This window comes from Cryobacterium sp. TMT2-10, assembly GCF_004403075.1.
Lineage (GTDB): Bacteria > Actinomycetota > Actinomycetes > Actinomycetales > Microbacteriaceae > Cryobacterium > Cryobacterium shii.
On record NZ_SOGW01000020.1, the window covers coordinates 1 to 6,024 of the forward strand.

A 6,024-nucleotide genomic window follows, 5' to 3' on the forward strand; every position below is an offset into this window, starting at 1 on the left:
CGCGGCCACCTGCCGGCGACGGATGACGGCGCGGCGAGCTGCCTCCTCGGCCGCGGCCCGCTCGGTCTCGCGCCGGCGGGCGAGGGCGTCCGCCCGGGCCTGGGCGGCCCGCACCCGTTCGCGGGCCGTCTCCACCTGCAGCCGGGACTCGACCTCGGTCTCGCGGGCGGCCTCGAGCGCGGCGTAGAGCAGGTCGCGGGAACCCGAGTCGAGGACCGGGCGCGGCCGGGCCCGCATCGAATCGAGTTCGGTCCGGGCCGCCTCGCTCGCCGCCTCGGCTCCGGCCACGGCCTCGCCGGCTAGGCGGAGGGCGGCGGAGAGCCGGTTGCGTTCGGCGGTGGCCGCCTCGACCTGCACGGTGGCACGGTTGGTCTTGTCGGCCTGGGCGGCCAGGCGGGAATCGTAGGCGCGGAGCCGGGCGAGGGCGCCCTGGGCCTGTTCCTTGCCGGTGCGGAGCAGGGCTCGCGCGTCGCCGAGGTCCTGGCCGACCACCTCAATGCGGGACGTCACCTCGCCGAGGGCTGCGGCTGCGGCATCGCGGTCGGCGACCAGCTCGAGCTTGCTGCGTTTGGCGCCGGAGCCGCCGCGCAGCACGTACTCGCTGAGCACGTCTCCCGTTCGGGTGATGATGGTGAGCGGTGGGCCCGCGGCCTCGCGGTTTAGGCCGCCGATGGTCCCGGCGGCGGCTGTGGCTGTGGCTGTTGCTCGGGCCGCGGCTCGTGCGGCGTCGAGGTCGTCCGCGATCACGGTGTGTTCGAGCAGGCCACGCACGCCGGCGGGCGCATCAATCACCGAGCAGGCCCAGACCAGGCCGTCAGGGAGGTCCTGCGGCTCCGCGCCACGCCCGGCGACCGGACCGGCACCCGCCTCGGCAATCGTCTCGGCAGCCGGCCCGGCGCCCGGCTCGGTACCCGCGTCGGCCACGACGAGCTCCACCCGGCCGAGGTCGTCGGCCCGGGCGCGCAGCACGGCATCGAAGGCCGCATCGAGGGTCTCGGCGAGCACGGCGTCGGCGAGCGACCCGAGGGCGGCGGCGATCGCGGCCTCGTAGCCCGGGTGCACCCGCACGTGATCGGCCACCAGCCCACGGATGCCCGTCAGCGCCGCGGCGACCAACGCCGACGAGCCGTCCTTCTGGTCCAGGGCGAGGGACAACGCCCCCGCGCGGGCCGCGAGCGCGTCCCGTTCCCGCTCGAGCAGGTGCAGCTCGTCGCGGCCGCGTTCGACCTCGCCCTCCGCGTCGACGACGGCGGCCCGGCATTGCTCGAGGGTGTCGGCCGGCGCGCCCTCGCCGAGGTCGGCGTCGGCTTCTTCAGCAGCCCCCTGCAGCGCGGCGAGCTGCGCCTCGGCGGCGGTGACCCGGCCGGCGGCTGCGTCGAGGGAGTTCTGCTGGCGCAGCACCTCACCGCGCACGGAAGCCAGCCGGGACGCCGCCGTCTCCGCCTGGCCGGTCAGCTCGGAGATCCGGAGGTCGTGCCTTGAGACCAGCACCGCCTGGGCGGAGATCTCCTCGTCGAGGGCGTCGAGCTCGCTGCGGGCCGCGGCGGTCGACGCACGCGCCGCCGCCCAGGCGGCCTCTGCCTCTGTGATGCGGTCGCCGAGGGCCGCAACCTCGGCGGCGGCATCCGTCAGCATGGTCGCGGACACGCTCGGGCCGGCGTCAGCGGGTTCGGCCTGGGCGCCCAGCAGGGCGAGGCGCTGGTTGGCCAGGGTGTACAGCCCCCGCAGGCGCTCCTGCACGGATTCGAGGCCGAAGCCGGTGCGCCGGGCCTGGTCGACGGCGTCGCCGATCTGCGCCTGTTCGAGCCGTTCCAGACGCAGTTGTTTCTGCTCGAGCTGCTCGGTCAGCACCAGTCGTTCGGCGTGCCGTTCGCTCTCGGTGCGCCCGTGGGCGTCCAGGGCCGTGCGGAGGGCGACGACGTCGTCGGCGAGTAGCCGGGCCCGCGCATCGCGGGCGACGGACGCGATCGTCTGCGCCTCCCGGGCGATCTCGGCCTGCCGGCCGAGGGGTTTGAGCTGACGGCGGATCTCCCCGGCCAGGTCGCTCAGCCGGGTGAGGTTGGCCTGCATGGCGTCGAGCTTGCGGAGGGTTTTCTCCTTGCGCCGACGGTGTTTGAGGATGCCGGCGGCCTCCTCGATGAACCCGCGCCGGTCCTCCGGGCTGGCGCGCAGCACGGCGTCCAGCTGGCCCTGCCCGACGATCACGTGCATCTCGCGGCCGAGGCCGGAGTCGCTGAGCAGTTCCTGCACGTCGAGCAGCCGGCAGGTCTGCCCGTTGATCGCGTACTCGCTGGCCCCGTTGCGGAACAGGGTGCGGGAGATGGTGACCTCGGTGTAATCGATCGGCAGCGCACCATCCGTGTTGTCGATGGTCAGCGTCACGGCCGCCCGCCCGAGCGGACCCTTGGTGGACGTGCCGGCGAAGATCACGTCTTCCATCTTGCCGCCGCGGAGCGTTTTCGCGCCCTGCTCGCCCATCACCCAGGCGAGCGCGTCGACGACGTTGGACTTGCCGGAGCCGTTGGGGCCGACCACGCAGGTCACGCCCGGTTCGAACGCGAACGTGGTCGGGTGGGCGAAGGACTTGAACCCCTTGAGGGTGAGGCTCTTCAGATACACGGCCCACCCTTTCCGTTTCGCTCGAGGCTCCGTTGCGCGTGCTGCCGGCCGCGGCCTTCTCGGCCAACTGCAGCGAGCTCTGCCAGCCACAGGCTCCGCCCGCTTTGCCAACCGCGACCGCCGCCCTGTCCCACGGTACCGGACTCACCCCGCCCGCCCCGTTAGGCGCGGTCCCTAACGAATTCGACGGAGATTTTGCCCGATCTGGGCTGAAACGGATGTTTTGGGCCCCGTTGGAGCAAAATCTCCGTCGAATTGGTTCAGAGGGCCGGGGAGAGCCGGCACTTGCTCACGGTCAACGAGGCGATCGGCTTCGTGCCAGTGGTCGCTGGGGAGACTGGCGCCGGGACGCCCGGTCACGCGCGGCCCCGCCCCTAACGAATTCGACGGAGATTCTGCCCGATCTGGGCTGAAACGGGCGTTTTGGGCATGTGGGGAGCAAAATCTCCGTCGAATTGGTTCTAGGGCAGCGGGGTCTAGGGCGGAGAGTTCTAGGGCGGAGAGTTCTAGGGCGGCGGGCTTTAGCGCAGGCGCTGGCAGCGGGGGCAGAGGTGCGACGAGCGGTTCATGAACTGCTCGCGCACGAGCGGGGTGCCACAGACCGGGCAGGGTTTTCCCTGCCGGCCGTAGACGGACAGGCTGTGCGAGAAGTACCCGGACTGGCCGTTCACGTTCACGTACTGAGCGTCGAAGCTGGTGCCGCCCTCGGCGAGGGCGCGGTTCAGGATGCTGCGCACGGCGGCCAGCAAAACGCGGGCCTTCGCCGGCGAGAGCGACGCGGCCGGCTGCTCGTAGTGGAGGCGGGCGGCGAAGAGGGCCTCGTCAGCGTAGATGTTGCCGATCCCGCTGATCAGGGTCTGGTCGAGCAGCGCTCGCTTGATGCCCGTCTTCTTACGGGCCAGGGCCGCCAGGAACGACGAAGCGGAGAAGGAGACGTCGAGCGGGTCGCGGGCGATGTGCGCGACCTGCGAGGGGATCAGCCCCGACCACGCTCCGCCGGCCCGGCCGGAGAAGCCGGCGGGCAGTCCGTCCCTGGTGGGCGCCATGGTGTCGACGGCCATGCTCCCGAAGATGCGCTGGTCGACGAAGTTGAGCCAGATCTCGCCGTGGTCCGGGTGATCGAGGGCGAGACGGATGCGAAGCTGCGCGTCGGCATCCGTGCCCGGGCTGCGCAGCAGCACCTGGCCGCTCATGCCCAGGTGCACGACCAGTGCCCGCCCGGTATCCAGCGGCAGCCAGAGGAACTTGCCCCGGCGCACGGCGGCGAGGACACGGTGGCCCTGCAGCAGCTCGCCGAAGGGGCCCAGGGCGCGGTCGTGACGGCGCAGCGAGCGGTCCTCGAAGACCTCGACGCCGGCGATCACCGCTCCGGTGACGGCCGGTTCGACGCCGGCGCGGACGACCTCGACCTCGGGCAGTTCGGGCATGCGCGCGGTTCAGCCGGCCGGCGTCAGGGGGTGCTGAGCCGGGTCCAGGCGTCGAGCGCGGCAGCCATCTCGGCGTGCTTCTTGCTCGTGCCTTCGCCGGTGGCGGTGACGATGCCCACGGTGACCGTGGCGATGAAGACCTTGGAGTGGTCCGGGCCGCTCTCGGAGATGAGGTAGACCGGAGCCCCGGAGCCCAGCCGCGCCGCGGCCTCCTGCAGGCTCGTTTTCGGGTCCATGGAGACGCCGAAGTGTCCCGGGTCGTTCAGGAGCGGCTCGATCAGGCGCAGCACGAACGCGGTCGCGACCTCACCGCCGGAATCGAGGTAGACCGCCCCGATCAGCGCCTCGACGGTGTCGGCGAGGATCGACGACTTGTCGCGGCCGCCGGTGAGGATCTCGCCGCGGCCGAGCCGCACGTAGCCGCCCAGCCCGATCCCGCGCGCGATGCCCGCGAGGGCGACGCTCGACACTAGGCTGGCCCGGCGCTTGGCGAGGTCACCCTCGTCGAGCCGCGGGTACGCCCGGTAGAGCATGACCGTCACGGCCTGCCCCAGGATCGAGTCGCCGAGGAATTCCAGGCGCTCGTTCGTGGGCACGCCGCCGTGCTCGTACGCGTACGAGCGGTGGGTCAGGGCCAGCTCCAGCAGTTCCGGATCGATCTGCACGCCGAGCGTCGCCAGCAGGGCCGACATCTCGGGAGCGACGCTCACGAGTGACCGCCGAGAACACTGATGCCGCGACTCCACGGGCCGGAACCCGCAATGGGGTCCCCCGGCATCCGTCGGCGCGGCATCAGAGAATCGAGCACAACCGACTTAAACGTCGGCGACCTTGCGGCCCTTGTATTCCATGAACAGCGCCGTGCCGGCGGCGTCGGTGACGACCTTGGCGCGGTGCGGCAGGCTGTAGACGACTTTGCCGTTTTCCATGGTCTTGACCAGGGTGGGAGCCTCGGCCTTCCAGCAGGAACGACGTGAGCGGGTGTTGGAGCGTGATTGCTTGCGCTTCGGGACTGCCATGACTACTTCTCTTCTCTATCCGTTTCAGCCTGGATGTCTTCATCCGTGCCGCTGCTTTCGGAAGCTTGGAATTCCATCAGCGCGGCCCACCGGGGATCGCGCTTTTCTTCGGGTACGAATTCAGGGGCCTCGGCAAGCCGTTCACCGGTCTCGGGGTCGAGACCTGGGCAATCCGGCCGGCAAACCGGCTGGAACGGCAGTGACAAAACCACCGCATCCCTGATCAGAGGTTCAAGATCCACGTGGTCATCTTGAACTTCACTTTCATAAGCTTCGTCTAGAGAGTACGCGAAAAGCTCGTGAAACTCGACTTGGACCGGCAACTCGACGTCGATCAGGCATCGGCCGCACTCTCCGGCGGCGATTCCGGACACCTGGGCGGAGACGAGAATGCCTTCGTGCAGGGTCTCGAGACGCAGATTGGCGACGAGGGTCGAGCCGGCTTTCACGGCCACGAGGCTTTCGCCGAGGTCTTCCGGGACGGCGATTTCGAGGTGGCGCTCGTGCATGGTTCCCGGGCGGTTGATCAGGTCTCGCACATCGACCTTGTACGGGGTCTTCTTGAACTTAGTCACGGGGAAACATTCTACGCGTTCGCGGCTGGGTGTTCGCGTTGTCGCCCGGCTGCGGGCCGCCACAGCGACGCGGGCAGCAGCCGCGACCTCAGACGGATGCCCCGGGCCGACCCTTCGTGGACGGCGCGCCCGACCAGGTCGAGGTCCCCGACCAGCGCCGATGCCTGCGTGGCTGCCCGTTCCGCGGCCTGGTCATCGCCCGCACCGGTGCCGGTGCGAAGTTCAGGGCGAGGTTCAGTGCGAGGGGCAGTGCCCGCCCGCGAGAACCGGTCCCGTTCCGTGGCGAGGAGAAGCCGGTCGAGGGCCGCGGCGGCCCCGGGGCCGGGCGCGCCGGGCGGCGCGCGCTGCGGCTCCCCCGACGACTCCCCCGGTCGCTCCCCCGGC

Annotated in this window: 6 protein-coding genes; all 6 read right to left on the minus strand. The window is 70.9% G+C overall.

Going from position 1 to position 6,024, the window contains the following annotated elements; translation table 11 throughout:
• Positions 1 to 2,619 (minus strand): chromosome segregation SMC family protein (locus E3T37_RS01755; protein ID WP_134365139.1); only part of this gene is annotated, 2,619 nt, incomplete at its 3' end.
• Positions 2,620 to 3,140: 521 nt separating this feature from the next.
• The gene (gene mutM / locus E3T37_RS01760) at positions 3,141 to 4,046 is read right to left on the minus strand and encodes a bifunctional DNA-formamidopyrimidine glycosylase/DNA-(apurinic or apyrimidinic site) lyase (RefSeq protein WP_134365140.1); all 906 of its coding nucleotides are present in this window, start codon (positions 4,044 to 4,046) and stop codon (positions 3,141 to 3,143) included.
• Positions 4,047 to 4,069: 23 nt separating this feature from the next.
• Positions 4,070 to 4,738: a ribonuclease III gene (gene rnc, locus E3T37_RS01765; RefSeq protein WP_134365142.1), complete on the minus strand. Its 669-nt coding sequence runs from the start codon at positions 4,736 to 4,738 to the stop codon at positions 4,070 to 4,072.
• Positions 4,739 to 4,861: 123 nt separating this feature from the next.
• Complete coding sequence (gene rpmF, locus E3T37_RS01770) at positions 4,862 to 5,065, minus strand: 50S ribosomal protein L32 (RefSeq protein ID WP_066596228.1); 204 nt, start codon at positions 5,063 to 5,065, stop codon at positions 4,862 to 4,864.
• Positions 5,066 to 5,067: 2 nt separating this feature from the next.
• Positions 5,068 to 5,640 (minus strand): DUF177 domain-containing protein, encoded by a 573-nt coding sequence (locus E3T37_RS01775; protein ID WP_134365141.1) that lies wholly within the window; start codon positions 5,638 to 5,640, stop codon positions 5,068 to 5,070.
• 11 nt (positions 5,641 to 5,651) lie between these two features.
• A partial coding sequence (locus E3T37_RS16660) for a hypothetical protein (protein ID WP_166806059.1) occupies positions 5,652 to 6,024 on the minus strand: 373 nt, incomplete at its 5' end.